The 20,900-nt window shown below is 62.7% G+C and carries 10 protein-coding genes; 4 read left to right on the top strand and 6 right to left on the bottom strand.

Annotated features, from left to right (window positions below):
• Together wecB and B3I25_RS05930 are read left to right on the top strand one after the other, a co-directional pair.
• Positions 1–1,026, top strand: a 1,026-nt coding sequence (gene wecB / locus B3I25_RS05935; protein ID WP_286738265.1) for a non-hydrolyzing UDP-N-acetylglucosamine 2-epimerase, incomplete at its 5' end; no start/stop codon positions are given.
• 42 nt (positions 1,027–1,068) lie between these two features.
• Positions 1,069–2,415 (top strand): UDP-glucose dehydrogenase family protein, encoded by a 1,347-nt coding sequence (locus B3I25_RS05930; protein ID WP_286738264.1) that lies wholly within the window; start codon positions 1,069–1,071, stop codon positions 2,413–2,415.
• 739 nt (positions 2,416–3,154) lie between these two features.
• Here the strand turns inward: B3I25_RS05930 and B3I25_RS05925 are convergent.
• Complete coding sequence (locus tag B3I25_RS05925; RefSeq protein ID WP_286738263.1) at positions 3,155–5,761, bottom strand: LGFP repeat-containing protein; 2,607 nt, start codon at positions 5,759–5,761, stop codon at positions 3,155–3,157.
• A gap of 531 nt (positions 5,762–6,292) precedes the next feature.
• Here B3I25_RS05925 and B3I25_RS05920 point away from each other — a divergent pair.
• Positions 6,293–8,881, top strand: a complete 2,589-nt coding sequence (locus B3I25_RS05920; protein ID WP_206478238.1) for an FkbM family methyltransferase — start codon at positions 6,293–6,295, stop codon at positions 8,879–8,881.
• A gap of 29 nt (positions 8,882–8,910) precedes the next feature.
• On the top strand, positions 8,911–10,890 hold the full coding sequence (locus tag B3I25_RS05915; RefSeq protein WP_206478237.1) for a DUF6270 domain-containing protein: 1,980 nt from the start codon (positions 8,911–8,913) through the stop codon (positions 10,888–10,890).
• Positions 10,891–10,973: 83 nt separating this feature from the next.
• Here B3I25_RS05915 and B3I25_RS05910 read toward each other — a convergent pair whose 3' ends face one another.
• The 5 genes from B3I25_RS05910 to B3I25_RS05890 all read right to left on the bottom strand — a co-directional run bounded on the left by B3I25_RS05910 (position 10,974) and on the right by B3I25_RS05890 (position 20,895).
• Positions 10,974–11,510: a hypothetical protein gene (locus B3I25_RS05910; protein WP_206478236.1), complete on the bottom strand. Its 537-nt coding sequence runs from the start codon at positions 11,508–11,510 to the stop codon at positions 10,974–10,976.
• The gene (locus B3I25_RS05905; RefSeq protein ID WP_206478235.1) at positions 11,503–15,513 is read right to left on the bottom strand and encodes a glycosyltransferase family protein; all 4,011 of its coding nucleotides are present in this window, start codon (positions 15,511–15,513) and stop codon (positions 11,503–11,505) included. Before B3I25_RS05905 ends, B3I25_RS05910 begins: the two co-directional genes overlap by 8 nt.
• 43 nt (positions 15,514–15,556) lie before the next feature.
• On the bottom strand, positions 15,557–18,223 hold the full coding sequence (locus B3I25_RS05900) for a heparinase II/III domain-containing protein (RefSeq protein WP_286738258.1): 2,667 nt from the start codon (positions 18,221–18,223) through the stop codon (positions 15,557–15,559).
• Between the two features lie 107 nt (positions 18,224–18,330).
• On the bottom strand, positions 18,331–18,708 hold the full coding sequence (locus B3I25_RS05895) for a PASTA domain-containing protein (RefSeq protein WP_131332925.1): 378 nt from the start codon (positions 18,706–18,708) through the stop codon (positions 18,331–18,333).
• A 258-nt stretch (positions 18,709–18,966) separates the two neighbouring features.
• Positions 18,967–20,895: a heparinase II/III domain-containing protein gene (locus tag B3I25_RS05890; RefSeq protein WP_286738255.1), complete on the bottom strand. Its 1,929-nt coding sequence runs from the start codon at positions 20,893–20,895 to the stop codon at positions 18,967–18,969.
• Between the last annotated feature and the right edge of the window lie 5 nt (positions 20,896–20,900).

Genomic DNA, 20,900 nt, shown 5'->3' with positions numbered 1-20,900 from the left:
GAGATGCTGGACCAGGTCAACGAGATCTTCGGGATCACGCCGGACCACGATCTGAACATCATCCAGCCCCGCCAAACCCTGAACGGTGTGCTGACCCGCACGGTCGAGGGTCTGGACCGGATCTTCGAGGACACTCCCCCGGACGCCGTGGTGGTCCAGGGTGACACCACCACCTCCACCGCTGCGGCGATCGCCGCGTTCTACCGCGGGATCCCCGTGATCCACGCCGAGGCCGGGCTGCGTTCCTTCAACCTGTTCTCCCCGTTCCCGGAGGAGGCCAACCGCAAGATCACCTCGCAGATCACGTCCCTGCACCTGGCCCCCACGGCCACGTCCAAGGAGAATCTCCTGCGCGAGGCCATCACGGAGGAGGACATCGTGGTCACGGGCAACACCGTGATCGACGCTCTGCTGCACACCGTGGAGCAGCAGCTGCCCTTCACGGACCCCCAGCTCGAGAAGATCGCGTCCTCCGGCAAGCGTGTGCTGTTGGTGACCACGCACCGTCGTGAGAACCAGGGCGAGGCGATGCGCGGCGTCGGACGCGCCCTGGCCCGGATCGCGGACGCGGAACCCGAGCTGACCATCGTGCTGCCCGCCCACCGCAACCCGGTGGTGCGCGAGGCGGTGCTGCCGGCCATCGAGGGCAAGCCCAATGTGGTCGTGACCGAGCCGCTCGCCTACGGCGAGTTCACCCGCATGCTGTCCGTGGCGCACGTGGTGCTGACCGACTCCGGCGGGGTGCAGGAGGAAGCGCCGTCGCTCGGCAAGCCCGTGCTCGTGATGCGCGAGAACACCGAACGTCCCGAGGCCGTGACGGCCGGGACCGTGAAGCTCATCGGTACGGACGAGGAGCGGATCGTGACCGAGGTGGACCGCCTGCTCAACGACGATGCCGCCTACCACGAGATGGCCAACGCCGTGAACCCGTATGGTGACGGCAAGGCCGCCGAGCGCTCCCTGGCCGCGATCGAGCAGATGTTCGATGTGGGCCGGCGCGTGGCGGACTTCGATTCCCAGGCGTAAGCCCGACCCCCTCGCCTCGAACGGAAGGATCACGGTCTTTTCATGCGCATGACAGTCATCGGCACCGGGTACCTCGGTGCCACGCACGCGGTGGCCATGGCCGAGCTCGGTCACGAGGTGCTCGGCGTGGACGTGGACCAGGCCAAGATCGATCTGCTCTCCACCGGGCAGGTGCCCTTCCACGAGCCGGGGCTGCCCGAGCTGCTGCGCAAGCACGTGGCCACGGGCGCGGTGCGCTTCACCACGTCCTACGAGGAGGCCGGCGCCTTCGGGGACGTGCACTTCATCGGGGTGGGAACGCCCCAGAAGCGCAACGGCCACGCCGCGGACATGACCTACGTGGACTCGGCCGTGGAGCAGATCTCCCGCGCCGCCACGCACGACTGCGTGATCGCTGGCAAGTCCACGGTTCCCGTGGGCTCGGCGGCCCGGTTACAGGAACTGGCCCTGACCTCGGCGCCCTCGGGCACGCGCGTGAGCCTCGTGTGGAACCCCGAGTTCCTGCGCGAAGGTCACGCGGTGGAGGACACCCTGCGTCCCGACCGTATGGTCCTGGGTCTCGAGTACGACGACGCCGGTCGCCCCACCTCCGCGGCGCAGGCCGCCGAGGCCGTGCTGCGTGAGGTGTACGCGCACCAGCTCGAGGCGGGGATCCCGTTCATCGTGACCGACTACGCGACCGCGGAGCTCGTGAAGGTCGCGGCCAACAGCTTCCTGGCCACCAAGATCAGCTTCATCAACGCGCTGTCCGAGATCACCGAGACCGTGGGCGGGGACATCCGTACGCTCGCGGACGCGATCGGGTTGGACGAGCGCATTGGTCGCAAGTTCCTCAACGCTGGCGTGGGATTCGGTGGCGGGTGCCTCCCCAAGGACATCCGCGCGCTGCGCGCCCGCGCCTCCGAGTTGGGCCTGGACCAGTCCCTGCGGTTCCTGGCCGAGGTGGACGACATCAACCTGCGGCGGCGCGAATACACCGTGCAGCTGGCCGTCCAGGAATGCGGTGGTTCCCTGCACGGCACGCAGATTGCCGTGCTCGGCGCGGCGTTCAAGCCCGAGTCCGACGACGTCCGGGACTCCCCCGCCCTGGACATCGCCGCCCGCCTGCACTCCATGGGTGCGGACGTGCGCCTCTACGACCCCCAAGCAAACGCCAACGCCGCCCAGCGCTACCCCCGCCTGGACTACGTGGACTCGCTCGACGCCGCCGTCTCCGGTGCGCAGGTGACCCTGCTGCTCACGGAGTGGCGGGAGTTCCGGGAGATGGACCCCCGTCGGGTCTCGGAGCTGGTGTCCACGCCCACGATCATCGACGGCCGCAACGTCTTGGACCCCGCGGCGTGGCAGGATGCGGGGTGGCGGTATCGGGCGTTGGGGCGGCGGCACTGACCACTGCGCAGTAGGCGGCGCTCGCAGCGTCAGAACCGCACTCGCAGCTCGATGTCGAGGTTGCGCCCCAGCCACCGTCGTGAATGATTCGTGTCATAGCTGGGCACCGATTGAACAGCCAAATCTCCAGCCGGGCATCGCCGGTTGCAACGATTGAAGTTGCGTAGCCGCAGCCACACAAACGGGCGGTCTCGATTCTCAAGCAAAGCCAGTGACGGGCCAGCACTGCGACGGCTCTGCGGCAGTCGAAAGACGCTATCGAACTATACTTTTCCTGCCCGTGAACAAAAAATTCGAACTGCTATCGAGTTGCAGAGTCTCCACTGATGTCACTGGGACCTACGGCGGGACGGAATGTTTTAATGTCTAGCAGTTTTCATCCGGGTTTCTCCAACCCCTCGTGGATTGTCGACACTGAAATATCCCAACACGGAAATGTGGTAAAACGTACGAGTTGACACAATGTTTGCGACCATGGCAAGGACAATGGCCCAGGTAGCGATTCTGGTGGTTCCCCGCGGGTTACTTCTGGAAGAAATGGGACTCGTCCGTGGGTGCCAGCCTCGGATGACTGGCCGGCGATTCCGGACTAGAAGCCGAAAACAGCTCCTGGTCTCAGGCGTCGATGATGTCGTCCCATCCGGCTGCCAACTGGTCTGTCAGGTCCGGTTCTCTCCCCCCCCCCAGAGGTTCGGGGAACAAAGAGACGGTCGCCTCGGCCGAAGCAGACGATACCCGTCTACTTCGTAATCCAAACTGACTTGCCCGGCACGCGATGCGCGGTGACGTTCTTGGAGAACCTCTGCACGTACTCGGAGCCCACGGCGTGCTCGTCCTCTGTCGGCCAGCCCCAGGCTGTGTCGCGCCCGGCCGCGACCCATGCCTTGCCAATACCCCAATATTCTTCGATCGAGAACGTGCCGTACTGGGTTGTCGTGACCACCCGAGTCGTACGGCCCGCGTTGTTGAAGACCTGGTACGCCCCGCCGGAGAATCGCACAGCGTCGGTGCTCGGGAGTCCATAGCCCCGATCCTCCTTGCCGAGGCCAACGAATTTCTTGCCTATAGCGCTAGAGGTCTCAACCGCATGCGTACCGGTGCTGGACGAGGAATAGATCGAGGTGGCCTTGCCATTTCGGAAGAACCTCTGCATGATTCCAGAATTCGTGGCCACCGCTAGCTGTGGCCCCTCGGGGTAACCCAGTATGGGGGCGCCACCCATGGCGGCATACTTGGCACCGATGGCACCCGAGGTATTTACGGCATCCAGACGCAACTTGACCACGTCGTTACCCGTTGTCACCCACAGTGCCCCGGTTGAGTCGAAAGACATGTGCTTGTGCGCTTTGGCCAATACACGTCCGTACTGCCCGGTTGCAATGTCCAGGACCGTTACCGTGCCCCAGGCAAGATGTGCCAATCTGGTGGTACCCGGAATGCGGACGAGTTCCACGTTCTGCCACGCGGGCCGTTCCGACCGTCCCTCATCGAGGACAAAGGTGCGCATGACGCGGCCATCCGAGGCCCGCAGTTCGACAACGGTGTCAAGGGTGCCGACGTAGAGGAAGCTGCCCATCAGTACCGGGCCGTAATTCTCGGATGTACCGGGCAGTGCCCGGCGCCAGCGAACCGCCCCGGTGCGGGCCTCCGCTGCGAAGACCACGGAGGCGCCCTCGTAATCGTCCGCACCGTACCCGGCCCGTGCAGACGTGCAGCCATAAACGATGTCGCCGGCGGCGGCGAGGCCCACGATCGACAGCTCCGGCACGATCTTGTTGTAGACCGTCACCTTTCCGGTGGAGCGCTCGATGGTCCCCAATGCCCCGCCCCGATACCCGGGCTCCGGCACGGTTCCGAACACCACGTGTGATGTGGTGACCGCCCATCCGAAGGGTCGCGATTGACGGTGCGACGGTCCCAGCCTTGCAAGAGTGCGGTAGGAAGCGGAGTCGGTGACACCGCGGTTTGTCCGGTGTTCCACGATCACGCTGGAGATGTAAGAACCGACGTAGAGCTTCTCGCCGTCGACGACCATCCCCTCGATCTGTTCGATGCCGGAAGCAGGCGCCGAGTGCGCAAACGCCCCCGTGGCCAGATTCGTGGAACACAGTCCGTCACCGCGGTAGCCGCCCGAAAAGAGCGTGTTTGTGCGCGGATCAATGACCATCGATTGCGTCACGAGCGGGACGGGAACCACTCGGTAGCCCACGCTCCTAGCGGGCGCCCCGGCCGTGGTGATCTTCGTCGCCCTCAGCACGGACGGCGCCTCGGTGAACAAGTACAGGTGTGAGCCGGCTATTCCGAGGTGTACGAGAGATTTCTCCGAGACGGTGGCCACGTTCTCGGCCTTCATGGCCGCGTCGCCCGGGCGCATCCGCCGCAGGACGCCCCAGGCATTCACGTAGACGTACCCGGCCGCGTCCGTTTCGGACACGGATCGTCCCACGAAGGAGGTCGGGGACGGCGTCCAGGTACGAGTCACCGTGTCATAGACCGAGAGGATCTCTTTCCCGGTGCTGCCGTTGTGCCAGACGAAGACCTTGCGTCCCCTGGCTGCCGTGCGTGACACGGTGGAGTTCTTCCCGACACCGGGAATGCCGACTCGCCTAGGTGATGGGGGGGCATCGACGTCGATGCGGAACAGGTCTGGATCTGCGGTCCCCGTACCCGCCCAGACCGTCTTGCGGTCGGGAGAAATGGACAGGCCACGTGCGTAGTGGTTGCCAGTTCCCAGCTGCGGTGTGCGAGTGATTTCCCTCCCGGTCGCCCGCTCCAGGCATATGAGGACGCCGGTCGGGTATGTTCCGGCCCACAGTCGCCCCTTGTAGTCGAGCTGGAAATCGTACAGATCAGTGATTCCGCCCTGTACGCTCGCCAGCTGTCGAATTGTCTTGTCGGGTACGGATAGGTGCATCACCAGTTTGCCGACGGAGAAATAGAGGTTCCCCTGGCCGTCGTGGACGAAGTTGCCACCGACTTTCGCTGGTGTTGATGCCTTGTAGTGGAGCACGCCCGTGTCCGCGTTGAAGATCTGGACCGTGTCCAACCCGTCTCCCGCATTGAACGTGACTGCGTACCGGTTTTGTCCCACCGCGATCACGCCGATGCCATTGGATGACGTGAGCGTGAAGCTGCGGAAGATGTTGCGATGGCGTGCGACAACCGTTCCGGACAGCCCGAGCTTTCCCGTCGGTGCCTCCGTTCCCTGCACGACAGCGGCTGCAGCTGCGGCCACGGGCCGCATGAGCGGCGCTAGTGCTGCCCCCGATCCGATGACCGCCACCGCCGAGAAAAGGCCGCGCCGAGAGACCCCGGCGGGCGAGGACGTTTTCTGGTGCTGGTGCATGTGATTCTCCCGGTCCATGTCGGGTCCCGTGCCCCACGAATCACCCGATTCGTCCGCACCCAAAGATTGAGGGGGGTGGGCGCGCGGGAGGGAACACCGCTCCATAACAATCGGAAATTCTACGGGGATAATGCAAAGGAATCGAGAAGGAGATCCGCGACATGACGGCCCAAGTCTCCATTTCCGGCGCGTTTCAGCATCATGTATTTATGACGCGCTCTCGAACAACAGGCCGGCACCTGCGCAGAGTACGAAACCGCACCGATCACCCCGCGTACCTAGGAGGCGTTCGTGCTCCACGGTCGTAGCCCGTCTACTCGAGGTGTCCCCTAAACTGGGACAGAGTCGCCCAGTGCGGCGTGCCGAACTACTCCTCTCCCCCAAGGTGGTTGCCGTGCCCTCGTCGATGCTGATCTTTCGAAATGGACCTGCGGACCTGCGCGGGATGGGCTGGTCCGCGAGGTTCATCGTCGGGGACAAGGTCACAGCGACGCGCCAAATGACCGGCTGCCTCACCCTATGACGCGTTCGGTGAACGACTTGAATACGACCACCGTCACTCTAGAGGCGCTCGAAAACAACGACCTTGAATTCCTCGCACCCGACACCCCGCATCGCATCGATGTCATTGCTGAGCACTCGGTACTACCGTTCCTCGTCGTCCCTCGGACAGGAGCCGACAAGGTGGTCGTACTCAACAACGGAGCAGTGGATCACAACATCGCGCAGGGTCGCCCCGTGTTTCAGCGATCCAGTTGGTGGCACGAGATTGATCACCACCAAATCTTCTTCTGCGACCCCGGCACGTTGGGCGCGGACCAACTGTCTCTCTCCTGGGGGCAACTCAGCAAGGAGCACTGGGTGGTTTATGACGCTGCACGGGCCGTGAAGGCGCTGTCCGCCCAACTCGGTGTGCAAGAACCGTATCGACGGGTGTATTACGGCTCCTCGGCTGGTGGCTTCATGGCGCTGGCGCTGATGGCCGGGGACGCGGGGGCCGCCGCGGTCATCAACAATGCTCAGTTCGATTGGACGCGCTGGATGGCCACGGGTCTCAACCCGCTGCGCGAAGCTCGGTTCGACAACATGCTCCCCAGCCGCCTCCGGAAAGTGCATCCGGTGCGCACCAACGTGCTGAACATGCTCGCCAAGCGCCGCAAGCCTGTCCGAATCATCTACTACGTGAACCTTGCATCCAAACACGACCGCGAGGTGGACCACCCGATGTTCGCGGCATTCGTGCGTTCCCACCCACGGCTGACTCGGGGCGTCGAAATCCATTCATACGAAGACCCGGTAGCAGGGCACAATCCGATGTCTAAAGAACAGACTCTGGAGATTTTGAATTGCCCTCGGAACTTCAGTGACCCCCTCCCCCAATCCACTACCGTTGAACATGTTGTCAACGCGCGCCATCGAGGCGGAGGTGGGTCGCCACGTGGATCCGTTACGAGCGAAGAAGGACATCCCCACATGCGCATCTCCGTTGATTCCCTCGCTGCATTGAACGGATCCGCTTTCCCTGCGGAGTCACCCACCAGGATCGATATCCAGACCGATCACGCCACAATCCCATTACTCGTGGTCCGGCGGGATGGAGCGACCGGACTGTGCACTTTGTCGAACGCCGCGGTAGGACTCGAGAAATCGGGGGGGCGTGCTATTTTCCAACGGTCCTCTTGGTGGAAGGACATATTCCACCACCAAATATATGTGTGTGATCCAGCCACCGTCGACCCAGGGGCCGTAAGTCTCGCCTGGGGGCAAATATCTCCCGACTACTGGATGGTCCCGGACGCGGCCGTGGCAATTCAACAAATTTCTTCAATCTTGGGGGTGCATGCATCATCAGACCGGGTGTACTACGGATCCTCCGGCGGAGGTTTTCTGTCGGTAGCCTTGTGCGCTCATGACCCCGGGTCGCGAGCCGTGATCAACAATGCGCAGTTCGACTGGACGAGCTGGATCCCTCGAACGGTTACGACCCTCACGGAACAACGCCTGGGAGGCATGGATGCCGAGGCGTTCAAGCACAGCCATCCGGAACGCGCCAACGTGCTGGACCTCATGCTGCGCACCCCACCGGCCTCACACGTGGATTATTGGGTGAATCTCGGGTCCGACCACGATGCCGAGGTGGATCTGGGCCAGGTCCAGGATTTTCTCTACCAACATCCCGATTTCGCACCGCATTGGACCATCCACAAGTACCATGACGCAGCGGCCGGTCACGATGCCATCGACAAAGCCACGACCGTGAGAATCATTAACGATTCGATCGACTGCGATGACGCTCGCTCACCGTGGATGCCGGGCACCCAGCGACTGGAAATGCCCAGCACAATAGTGGCTTTTCAAGGCCGGGAGTGGAAGATGTATGGCACCACCGAGGATGATCACATTTTCCGGATGCTCCACAGCACGGGCCAGTTCTACGAGGAACAGCTACTTTCGTTCATCTCCACTCTGGTCGAACCCGGTGACCTGGTCCTGGACGTCGGAGCCAATATCGGAAACCATACTGTTTTCTTCGCGGGGCCCATGGGATGCACGGTGGAATCGTATGAGGCACTGCCCGTCTTGCTTCCCTCTCTCACGGCGAATGTGATGGACAACTTCTTGGATGAGAAGGTGGAGATCATCCCGTCCGCGGTGGGCGCTTCAAGCGGCCGGCTGGGTATCAGATCGCGGGATCCACAGAATGTCGGCAGCACGAGCCTCGAGACCCGGGACGGCGGCCCCATCACCATGACGACTCTGGATGTGAAGTCCCGAACCGTACCGGTACGCCTGATCAAGATCGACGTCGAGGGGATGGAGCTCGATGTTCTGGCCGGTGCGCGGGCCACCATCGGACGCGACCGACCGGTTCTCGTCATCGAGGCCCGGGACGAGGAGATGGATCGCCAACTCCGGCACTGGCTCGCCGATCACGACTACGTGGTTCTCGGGGTGTTCAACGCGACAGCTACTCTCGTAGCGATGCCGGCCTCTGGGAACGAAGCCACGCAAGCCTTGGACACGCTGGCCAATGCGTTGTCCGCACTCGTCAATCGATTCAACGAGTTCGACGCCAAGCTGGACAAGTTCGGCCGCTACCTGTCCCAGCACACCCGATGAACGCGATCCCCCGAGAAAGCTCACCGCACATGAACAAGTCAGCCACCGGGCCCGACCGCACCCGGACACTCCACGTGCACCATGACGTCGACGGCCTCGGAGAAGCCCTCAGCCGTGACTACGCCGGGGAACATCACGTGCCGATCGGTGATGGTCGCCACCTCAAACTCCGAGTGAGCGGGGCCGTCGGTCACCATGAGGGCGCCGTGCCCGTGTTCTTCGCGGCCGGTCGGGAATCCTCCTCCGGGGCGACGCGATTCTGGGGCTCAGCCATCGGCCGCCGAGTCGCCCATGGATTTGTGGAGATCGCAGACCCATCCCTGGAATTTGCGGACTCCCTCAAGATGGGCTGGTACGCCGGCATGGAGGGCACGCGGGCCGCGGATGTCATCCTCACCGTGTTGGACACCATGGCGCGGGTTTGGGGCCGCGAACTCGTTCTCATCGGCGGGGCCGACGGCGCGTTCGCCGCGCTTTCGTATGCGTCGCGGATGCGGACCGCAGGTTCCGCTTTCGTCTGGAATCCCCCCACTGATCTGGGGTCCTATAATCGCCAGCTCGTGGACGCCTACCTTCGCCTCGCCCACCCGACGACGTTCGAGGAGGAGGTGCCCCCGGCTCAGTGGCAAGACCGGCGTCGCGTCCAATTCCGCCGAGCGGGCATCATGGAGAACCTGAATGATCCCCGCCTGCACAGACCTGGTCGTATCGACCGACTGTTGTACCTGCAGAACCAATCGGACTGGCGAACGGTGGCCCACTGTGCGCCCTATGTGGCCGCGCACGGGATTCTGCACCTCGGGACGGGCAGTTACATGATCGATCCCCAGCACTGCGTGCAGGTGTGCGACTGGGGAGCCGGCCATGCGCCCCTGGAACCGGATGCCTTGGCGGAATCACTGAGATCATTCCTCGCGAACGAGGAAACACCGCTGGAGATCGGACGTCGTCTGGCTTTGAACACGTGTCGATCGAGGGAAAACCTCGCAAAGGCGCCCCGGGATCTTCGCAATCTTCGGGATTCGATTGCACCCTCGGTGCATGCCGAGTACGCCAACCTGTCGGGCATCGTAGAAGTGTCAATGGGCGGGGACGTCAAGGCGGGATACGGCGGTCTGAGGTTCGGGGTGCAGCAACTTGCAGCCGGGAAGTCCGAACAGCTCGCGTGGTATTCCGACGCCACATCCATTCCCGTGGAGCCCCGCAGGGTACGTCACGACGGTGAGTTGAAATTGATTGTGCGTGACGGTATGAACAATACGCTTGCCGTGCTCCCCGTTGAGCGAAAGGACCCCAGCCTGTCTGAGCTCAAGGCATTCATCTACGGAAGTTGCGTCACGCGTGACGCTTTCAACCTGAGTGGTATGCCCGAGGTGGCCGATTATGTGGCCAGGTCGCCCTTGCTGTCTGCGATGGGCGAGAAGCCGGACATGGGCGATGTCGACGGGAGCCCGCAGCAGCTGTCGAGTGCATTCCAACGTCGTATGGTCGAGCGGGATCTGAACAAAAGTTTGCCCACATTGCTCGAAGAGACACCCCACCACCTGATGATCGTCGATCTCATCGACGAACGGCTGGCGGTACACGTGGATGACACCGGCGCCTACACCAGATCGAATGAGGCCAAGGAGGCGGGGTTGCATAAGGACTCGGGGACGGAGTTCACCCCCTTGTCCCACGGGTTCATGCCTCTCTGGGACGACGCGGTTGCGAAGTTCGCCGAACTGGTGCAACCGGAACGAGTGATCCTGAACAAGATCTATTGGGCGGAGACGGACAATCACGGTGAAAGACTCGAACCCCAATACCCCGTGCGCGCTCACAACGAGGCCCTCCGAGCGATGTACGCCGCGTTCGAAGCACGGATCCCCTGCCATGTGATCTCATATCCGGTCGAGATTCTGGTGGCTGATCGGGAGCATCGTTGGAACCTGACCCCGTTCCACTACGTATCCGGCGTCTACCAGCATTTCCGTGGCGAACTCGTACGGTTGGTGTCCGATCTGTAGCCCCAACCCTGGCGTCGGTGATCCGGGACACCGGAGCCGGGTGTCTCATCTACCGTCCGCCCATGTCGTAGTGGGTGACCGACCTACAACACGCGACCGGCCATGGAGCGCAGGGCCCTCACGAGGCGGCTCGCGGGTGCGCCCTCCTCGGTACCCGCGTAGAGTTCGCTACCGGGTGCCACGACCAATACCGCATCCGTCACCACATCGTGGAACAGGGCACCTCCGTCGGCGGCCTCTCCCACCCAGTACACCGTCACGTCGGCGTCGATCGCGGCTGAAACCGTCCGGATCAGCTCCGCCCCGAGCTCCGGGGCCGCGTCGGTGAGCGCGCCGCTCCATGGGCCTACCTCCAAAGCCGTTGCGTCCAGAATCAGGGCTCCGGGCCGAAGTCGGCGCACCGCCTCTTCCACCAGGCCCGGAACAGCAGGGAACACCACGAATCCCGCGTCATCAAGCAGTTGGCGGCCATGCGAGGTCGATGCGGCGATGACTGCGCGGCGCCCGCTGTACTGTTTCCATTCGTCGAGACTCAGAATGTCCCCCAGAGTCGTGGAACCCATGCCGGGAGGCTCAGGCGTCGCGGCGCGACCCACCAGCGGTCGAGTGCGATCAGTCATTGTTCTTCTCCTCCTGGGTCGTTTCCTCGGGTACTGGCAACAGCCAGACCAGGGTGCGCCCCGTGGACCCTCCGCGCCGAACGAATACCGGCCCACTCGTGGCGCCCGACCACGACATCAAGCCGTGCTCCGTGGATTCACCCACCCGCGCGCCCAGACGATGAACGTCTCGTGGAGCGAACCGCGCGGCGTGCATGATGTCCTCCGCCCACGTCTCCCCCGCGGGCCCGCGCCATGTGCAGATCCAAGGCGCTGTGGGTTCTGAGACCACCGGGATGCCGGCTGAAGCAAGAGTGACCAGCGCATCCTCATGGGCGGCCGCCACGGTCACATTCCGGGGTCGAAGGGTCTGGGCCAACAGTTCAGCGGCCACATCGGGCGTCAGATTCTCCACCACGGCACTCCACGCCGTGTCATCCGGTATCGCGACGGGGACTCCAACGCCCCGGAACATGATGGCGAGCGCGTGCTCCGCGAGATAGGAACGCCGTACTTCCCGCAGCTGCTCCCAGGAGAGCTGACGCCAATGTGCGCGGTCCTTCATGCACGGGGCCAGTATCTCCTCGAGCCGTGAGGGGTCGTTCTCCGTGGGGACCGCGGGGAGGCAGCGGCTCAATCCGAGGCCCGTTCCGCTGACCACGACTGCTCCGGATGCCGCGATTTCCACCACGCGTCGTGAGAACATGGTGGGTGAATCGTCCACCGAGTTCACGTTGATGTGGACCGGGTGGGCTTTGTAAGCCTCGAGAACTTGGTCGTAGCTCAGTCCGCCCTCGATGAAATCGCCATAGCGCGAGGGGAAGTGGTACGGCGAGTTGGGCACGTTGACCTGGCGGTCGTAAATGGTCAACCCCTGCGTGGCGGCTGCGGCGAGCAACGCGTCCAACTCGGCGGAGCGGTGCGCGTAGCGGGCTCCGTAGTACGTACCGGCATAACTGACCGTATGCTTTTCAGCCCACGAACCAGGCAGCGGATTGTGCAGCACGGGCTCGGCGTAGAACGGCATGGAAGCCACAGTGGCCGGTCGATGCCCATCCGGTAGTTGGAGATAGGCGGGAATTCGATCCGCGTCAGTGGTGTAGATGGCATCACACAAGGCCGCGGTGGGCGCGAACGACCGGAAATGGACCGGGTCCTCCTTGTTCCAGAAGATCACCGGGACTCCGAGCGCCCGTGCCGTGGCGATGGCGCGTTCGATGTCGTCCCGTTCGTTCGGGTAATAGGCGACGCCGTGGAACCATTCTCGGTTTTGACCGGTCCACGCGGATTCCACGAACAGCACATCGAGGTTCCGGGACGCCACGTGCAAGTAGGCATCACGGCGGGGGATGCTCACCACGTGACACCGGCCAGCGACGGTCCGCTGCGTGAACTCGTCGGCGATCACACCCACAGTGAGGTCCCCTAGGGTCACAGACGGTGTGGCGGCCGTGCGATGGGCGTGCGCCGATACTGCAGCTGTGACGACATCCGTGGTCACCTCGGCCGCAGTGTCGACCGCGGCGTCGAACTCGTCCGACCCCGGCATCCATGCGGTATCGGGTTCGCCGCCGGCTGGGGCCAGGATCGCGGGGACGCCGAGCCTGCGAGCTGCGAGCACCGTCCCCCATGCCGTGGTGGGGTGTGCTGACGTGACGAGCGCGGCCGGCCGGTGCACGCGGGCCGCACGGGTCACGGCATCGGCGATCCACTGCACCTGCTGCACCGGATGGAGTTCTGGGTCCGCGACAAGGGATTCGATGTCCGAGGCCGGAGCCGCTGAACCCAGGGTGGTGATCCGTAGGGCGGCTGCCTCGTTGACCTCCGGGGCGGCAACGACGTCCCCGCCGACCCCTGCAGTCTCATGGGAAATGACGAGCGCGGTATCCCGGACGGGCAGGTAAGCCGCGCCTGGACTCCGCAGCGGACGCACGAAACTGCCCGAGCGGAACAAGTGTTCCTCCCGATGTTCGGACAAGAGTTCACGGGTCCGCGCGCTGAGTTCTTCTTCCCGACCGGGGTACCGGTTCAGTAGCGCCTCCGCGGCGACCAGGTCGCGCTCGCGGATGAACAATAGCAACAGCATCCGGTCCAGCATTGCGACGTCACCGGTCTCGTCGAATTTCTGCTGCATCCGCGTGAGATCGAATTCGTCAGCAACAGCTGGGCGTTGCGTTGAGCCGGCGAACAGGACATCGGCCCAGAGTGGGGCTATGCGGCTGAGGTCCCAACGCTGGACAGCCTGTCGGGCGCGTGCCGATGCCTGGTCGAAACCTGACTCGATGGCGTTGGCACGCAGAATGCCATCCGCCGCACTGGCCGTGTCCGCATGTACGAATTCTTCGGGAAAGATCTCGCGGGCGCCCTCGCGATCCCACACCACGGGGACAGCGCCGCTGGCCTGCCCCTCCACCGGGGCGAGGTGGAAGGTCTCGCGAGAACTCGGGGAGAGCATCCACCCGATCCTGCGGAACCACCGCCCCATGTCGGGATCGAACGCGTCGAAGGAGACATGGGCCAGCAACTCGGGGTTATCGATGAGCCGCTCGTAGAACGCCCGATAGGCGTCTTGGACCACCGGTTGGCGCCACATCCAGGCGTAGTCCCAAGGGTTGCGGCCCCGCAGATGCAGCACGTAGCGGTCGTCGTGTTCCAGGAGGGTTTCGAGCAGATCGAGGGCCCGGTCAGGTCTTTTCAGGATGGGGACGTAGCCCGCCAAACCGAGGTGGAACCGTGCATCATCGATCTTGGTGCCGAGATACTCAGCCACCTCGATCATGTTGGGAATGACAGTGGTCCGCTCAGCAGGCCACCCGAGCTCCTGGATCACGCGTTGCCGGTAGAACTCGGAGACGAATACGAATTTGTCCACGTTGGCCACGTTGATGTCGTGAACGATGTCCTGGAAGAGTTCATAGCCGTGGAAGTGGACGATCAATGTCTGTCCGGGACGCTTGTGCCAGGAGTACCACACGGCGTTGTTCGACGAGAATTCGCACAAGATGACGTCCGCTTCTGACAGGGCGGTGTCAGATGCCTGCACATCCTGGTGCCGTTGGGTCTGCCACCGGTCGAACGAGAGGGTGAGCCCGTGCACTCGTTGCAAGGCGTTAACCAGCTCACCCAAGAACTTGAAGTCATGGCCGGCGATCAACAAGTTGACGTCCCGCCCCAAGGTCGCCATGGGACGGGCCCTTTCCGCGAGATCCTGGACGGCAGGAATTCCCCATTCGGGAACGTAAAGCGAGACACGAGTATCACTGATGCCGAGTCGCAATTCCATGGAATCTCGAGTTGCAGCGTCTGCAGACAGGAGGTGCCCTTGGCGTGACCGCAGAACTTTCGCGAGTGGAATCAGGTCCTCCGCCCCGGTGGCGGCCGATTCGTCGCCCGTCGGCCCGGGCACAACGAAAATCACGCGAGGTGACAAATTCTTGTGCCCCAACAGCGACCAGGCCACATGCACGTCATCCGTCAGGATCTGGACTGCGCCGGTGTCGTAGGCAGCGTTAACCAGATGAGACGCGATACTCCGCGGCATTGGTCTGCCCTGTTCATCACGCTGGGCCGATGGGATCAGCAGTGCATGGTGGTTCATGGCTGCAGACCCTTCAGGCAGCCGATCAAAAAATTGGTGGACGTCGTGTCCTAACCCCGGGAGCTCCTCCAATTCGTGACGCAGGTACACGATCGAAGGTGCCCGATTGTCCCGATCGAGGAACGGAGCAAGCAGCAACTTCAAATCCGCCGTGTCCACCGAGGGTACGTAGTGGAAGCGTACGGCGCGCTGGCTCGCGAAGCCCGCCATGAACCGCATCTTGTCCACGTCATCCGTTACGACGCCCGCGCATACAGCTAACCCCTCCGTTACGGAGCGACGGGCGGCGCGGTCCAGCTCAACGTACCGCTGGTAACCCGCGGGGTCCACACGTACCCAGGAATCAGGTGACAGCGCGTCCGGAAACGTGATTGCTTCGTTCAGGTCCACCAAAGGATGGAGTTCTTCTTCGGTCCCGTTATCCATCGTTCTCCATCATTAAGATTCACAGCAGTTTGCGAGCGCGGTCTCATATCACCCTGACGGAGGGAGATGAAACGGCGGTAGGTGTGTCGGTGACCTGGGTGCGCAGGAAACAGCGGACGCGGTATAAGCCTGGTGGGACATCGTCGAACTGGATGTCGTACGCGTATTTCGTATAAGCGGTTTTGCGAATCGCCTCTTTGCCCCGATACAGGTAGTAAGCCGCGCTCACGGGGAGATCCGTGCCCGTCACCGAGGCCGAGACACACGCGCCCCGGGCCATGGCATCGACAACGGGCGCTGCGGGTGCAGTCTGCGCCCCAGGGTTACGCTCACCGGCCCACGGGCCCAATCGCTCCCTAATGAACTGGCGGAACGGAGGACCAATCTCGGCGTGGGTCAGCCCCGGCACCTCACGCACGAGGAGGTTCGAATGGCCCATGGCCGATAGCTCCCGGCGCAATAGCGGCAAATGATCTCGATAATGGTGGTCTCGGGTGCCGATGATCACCTCAACCGAGGTGCTTGGTGCGAGACCGCGCAACTGCCGAGGCACGATCTCATCCGCCCATGCAATGTCCGCCTCGTCCGTACCCCCTGTCATGTACTCGAGGACGTTGGGGTGAGGTTTTTTCAGGAAGGAGCCCACCCGTGTCTGCGGCGCTCCCACCACGATCCGCCCCACGGGGACGGTACCGCCGAAGATCAAAGCCGCCGTCCCCCCCTTCGAACTGCCCACGAAGGCCACGTCCGACCAGTCCACTCCCAGTCGATCCTTGACGTCCGTCACAGCCGAAAGAACCGACCGGCGTATGCTCTCGTCGCGGTGGTCAGAGAAGAAATACGCTCCCTGATCACCGCAGTCGTCCATGACGAACAGCGTGTGCGCATCGAGGACCGACACGGCATCCCGATAGTTGTACGTGAAGCTCCCCACGGGGGCCATGGCCGAGAAGACCACCACGAGCTTGCGTGCGCCGGGATGAGTTTCGAGTAGGTAATTCACAGGCATCTCAGCTTGGAACTGTCGCCAGGCGCTTCCTGGTGCGCCCACACCCCAGTCACGCAGGGTGAAGTCACCTGTACAGATGAGCGTGGTGAGTCGGAATGAGGTACCTCGTGCTGCAATCTCGAGGACGGCACCTGGTTCGGATTTGCCGAATGTGGGGAAACGATGTCCATGAACACCCGGGCCTTCCCCGGCCCGGCGAATCCGGGTGGTGGAAGGCCGAGGCCCAGACCAGGTCATCTCCAGAACCTTTCGAGAGCCCACAAAGAGTTCCAGGCCGTTACCGCGAAGCACGGGACGAGTACCCGCGCCGAGATGCCAACGAAGAACGTAGTCGTGTTCGTGCCCGTCGTCAGTCGTGACCTGATCATCCACATGGACAGCGGTCCGCGGTGCCTGCGCATCTTCTAGCTGTGCTGTCGAAATGTCACGGATGTGGCAGAAATGATCGGAACGTCTGTTGACACCTTGGACCAGCAGCTCCCCGGTGGGTTCGCTTCCGTGATCAGTGAACTCGATGCCCCCGGGCTCCCGGTCCGCACGGGGTTGGCTGACGCCATCGACGGTGATGACATTATGAGCGAACTGGGAGAACGCGTACTTGGTAAGCGGGTCAGAATAGTCATAGCCGAATGGTCCCGCCTCCCCCAACACCAGGTGACCGTGGGTGTACACCAGCAACGAGAGGTCATCCGCGTGATGGTGGTAGTTCGACCGGTACCCGGACTTGAAGACCAGCCAGTCGGCGTCTTGGACTTCCCATGATGAACGGTGCACCGCATAGCCCCCGTCCGGGAAAACGGCGGTGGTTTCCGACGGCGCAACTCCTCTGGTCCCCTGGTGGACGGCATAGTCGTAGGCCGGTGAGGAGAACGTACTTCTGTGGGACATGTCCCTCACACGGGCCACTTTGGTGTCCCCGAGGGGCGGCAGAAACCCGTTCGGCATGATCATGTGGGTCGCGAAACGTTCAGCACCCTCGTAGATTCCGTGCAAGGATGCGGATGTACCGGGTTCCAGCAGGTCCAGTACCGGAATCAGATCGCGAAGATAGCGGCTGACCATCAAGTGATATCCCGGGCTGTTCTCCACGTGGACGCCATCGCGGGTGAAGCTTGAGGTGAAGTAACGGTGCAGCCTGTCTGCGGCCAGGTGCAGTAGGTCGTCCCTGTGCTGAGGGTCCGTGACTGCCATACCCACGTCCGACGTCACCAGGCGAAGTAGAGCAATGTCCTGGAACATCCCGTGATTGTTGTTACCGGCATAGAACGAGGCAGCCGATAACAGATCGACATGCAGCGTCACCAGCGCTTGCACGGCCGATACGTACTCCTCGGGCACACCACCCGGGAACTCATCCAGCAAGCGCGCCATCTGTAGGCTTCGTTGCGCGGTGGTTTCATCGTGAAAGGCCATGTCTGAGGAACCTGGAACGCCGGTGTTGCAAGTGGCCCAAGAGAGGACCAAGTTCAGCGCATGCTGATGGGCCGTCTCTTTTCCCCCAGGAGTGGCGAGAACGGTGGCATGCCAATCCGCGAAGAACAGGAAGCCATGGAGATAACGTCCGTGGGTCCGAGGCAGCGGGGTCTGCCACACCGCCACCCGAGAGGCGTCGATCCCACCCAGTGTGGGATGCATGATGACCCGCTCATTCAGAAAGCAGCGGGCGCGCTGGCGGGCCGCATCGTTGGCGATCTCAGGCACGAATGAGTCCGTGATGCGCCTGATGACTTCGTAGGTTGCTGGCTCCATGGGCCTTTCCGAAAGATGACCGACGACTCCGTGAACCCGCCGGAAAACTGCTCGATAGCTTACTTGGAATTTTCTACGGTTAGTTCGATCTTGTGTCGCGGTTCGAAAGGCGTGCCAGCAGAGGGAGTTTGCGAGACAACTTTCCATTCTCGCGTGTTCTTGGTTTCTGGGGTGTGTCCCTTGCGGTCTTTCACCGTGTAGGAGACGTCGTTATCCCGCGCGAAGATGATGGCGTCGTACAGGGGTTTGTCATTGAAGTCCGGCAGGGTGTTCGAGGCCGACGTCTGTTCAGCCGGCACGGCGCTCGTCTGACCCGCTGCGGTTTCTCCGGGCTGAGACGAGCCGCAGCCGATCAACGTCAGCGGGAGGATGACAGCCGCAGTTGAGGTCAAGAAAAGGCGCCGGGCAAGGGAACGAGCAGAGCTGTGCGAGATCATGTCCGAGACTTTCTGTGGGGGGCGAAAAGGAATTAAATTGCATGGATAGGCGATTGTCGCCGAATAGCCCGAGGAAGCGAACTTGCGAACCACCCGGGGCGGTTTCCGTATATCGAAAGTGGGGATAGCTTATGCAAGGTTCTACGGGTCATCGTACAGCTGACGTGGGCGTGAAAGGCTTATTGGGGGTTCTTTGCGTGCGCAGTATTTCTCGAAACCGATATTATATCCATCATGGGTATAGCATTCTCTGTGGGGTCATGCCGCTGTCACCGTCCTTACCTTGATCGTCTGCGCGTTGTCACGGGAGAACACGCGGATACGGCAGGACGCCGAATCGTCGGCGTAGAACGTGTGAGACGAGCGCCGGTTGTATGGCGTCCGTTCAATGGCGCCATCGGACCGAATGAGGTAGAACGCGTAGAGAGGCCCGCCACCGCGGACAACCACGCGTACCAGGCCACGGTCCGTGCGGGACACCGTGACCGCCATCCCGGTGTTGTCCTGGGCGTGTTCGACGACTGAAACCGTATGATCCCGTGCCAGTAGCGCGGACGGGATCACGTCTTCGACCCGTCCGTGCAATGCAACGTGCGTCATGCGGGAGCCGAGCACGTCAACCGCCGCCTCGTCCCACGGGCCGATCAGAGTCGGGAAGAAACACGAGGGTCCCTGCCCGGTGACGGCCAGCTGCTCCACGGGTGAAGCCCTCCGCCATCCCGTGGACGTCCAGCCCGCCAGGGGGTTCTCTTCCCCGCGGCGGACCTCCGTCGGACCGCCGTTCAAGGTGCTCACGTGGATGCTCTTCTTCTCGCGGCGAAGGATGAAACCCGTGCGGAGACGCTGGGCCTCTACGTCGCGACCACAATTCCAGCACTGTTCCACGACGGTGGATTCCGGGGTTTCCACGGAGTCGAGGACGAGGAGTTGACGCCGGGCCTTGAGGTAGATGAGTCGCCGAAGGATTCCGACGTCGTCGTACCCGGGATCGCTGAACGTCAGGTCCACGTGGTCACCGGTTTCCGAGTGGCCGATTAAGGAGACCTCGGTGTCCCTCCGGTACGTCTTTCCGGGCATGACGACGGCATTGTGACTTTCCCGGCCCACGACGTAGTCCCGCATGGGACTCTTTCCGTAGTAGTACTTGCCCGAGTCATCGAGCCATTGCACCCCATCGGTACCAAAAGTCACCGAACCACCGTCGCGGTGACCGTGGACCTTGTCCTGCCGGCCCCATACCGCCGTGACGAATGTTTCATCCTGGTAGGGGCGATCTTCTCCCCAACCACTACGCAGGAATGCATAGCCGGCGTCGTAAATGGCAGTGGTCGAATCGGGCTTAATTCCCTCTCGCCCTTGAGTGACCACGAAACGAGTGAGCGGGTGGTTGATCCTGCGGGGATTGCCACCGTCGGTGTCCCCGATCCGGGCAAACCGTCCCAGCGGACTCGTCGCGTGGGCCAACAGCTGCGGTGCCAGGTCGAGTCGATGCGAGAGTTCCGGGCGGGGAATCCCCTCCAGATCCAGGCGTCTCAGAGCATCGTTCCACCACTCGTAGTTTTGCAGGTGGTAGCCGAGAGAACCCTCTTCATTCGCGCCCTGTTCGTCGTAGGCCGCCGCGAGCTGGTCGAAGAGCCGCTCGAGCGCGAGTTCGGTCACCTCAGGATCTTCCAATACCACGCCCAGTACGAACAGCCCCACATGTTGGTGGAATCCGTGATTACCCCGTTTGAGATGGGAGGGTTCGGACAGCCAGGCCACATGGTCGTGGAGAGAGCTCAGGAGCCACTCCTGCTCCCCCACCACCGTGAGACCGTGACATAGTTCCATGGCTCGAATCCCGTCGCTCATGTCAATCCACGACCACCGCGTCTGTCCCGCGCCGGGTGGGTTGGCGGCGATCCACGAATGCGCCAAGAATTCCCACCGTTGCGCCGCCTCGACATCTCCGCGGTTGGCGGCGCGCCGCAGCGGGTCCAGCCACCGCAGCATGTGGTACTGGAACTGCCAGTTGTTGTCCTGAAAAGGGTTTTCCCGCCAGGTGGGTTCTTCCGGGAGCGACCACGCTTTGTGCGGCGCCATGGTGAGACGGCCCGCCTTGAGATCGTTGACCTTGGCGTCCTCATCGGCTGATGGACGGAAGTGGGTGCCCAGCGCCTGTCGCCGAGCCGCGTCGAGGTTCACCATGCGGG

Source organism: Kocuria sp. UBA1838 (genome assembly GCF_002338785.1).
GTDB classification, from domain to species: domain Bacteria; phylum Actinomycetota; class Actinomycetes; order Actinomycetales; family Micrococcaceae; genus Kocuria; species Kocuria marina.
The sequence above is the reverse complement of the archived record's forward strand: the minus strand, read 5'-3'. Positions and strand labels throughout refer to the sequence as shown.